This is a genomic window from Aeromonas sp. LsrichE-8G, from assembly GCF_022869435.1.
GTDB lineage: Bacteria > Pseudomonadota > Gammaproteobacteria > Enterobacterales > Aeromonadaceae > Aeromonas > Aeromonas caviae.
In genome coordinates, this window is record NZ_JALIHH010000059.1 from 1 (window position 1) to 293 (window position 293).

The following is a 293-nucleotide window of genomic DNA, read 5'->3' on the forward strand; positions in this document are numbered from 1 at the left end:
CTGATTTTGCCCGGACGTTGCGCCCCGGCTGGCTGGTCGTGCCCGCTGCTGATTTTGACATGCTGGCAACCTTCAAATCCTCAATGACGATCATCGCGTGGTTTTTGCTGATAGTCGTTGTGACCTTGTGAAGGTAATCGCGGCGGCTATTGGCGATATGTGAATGCAGCCGCTGGATCTTGGCTTTTTGTTTCTTCCAGTTGCTGCTGAACTTTACCTTTTTGCTCAACTGGCGTTGGAGCCTTGCCAGCTTGGTCTGATTGGTTTTGAAGCTGTTGACGGGCTCAAACACC

Annotated in this window: 1 protein-coding gene; it reads right to left on the reverse strand. The window is 51.9% G+C overall.

Annotation, left to right across the window (positions count from 1 at the left end):
• Positions 1-292: transposase (locus MUW49_RS22065; RefSeq protein WP_348521187.1), on the reverse strand; the 292-nt coding region annotated here is incomplete at its 3' end.
• Position 293: the final 1 nt, after the last annotated feature.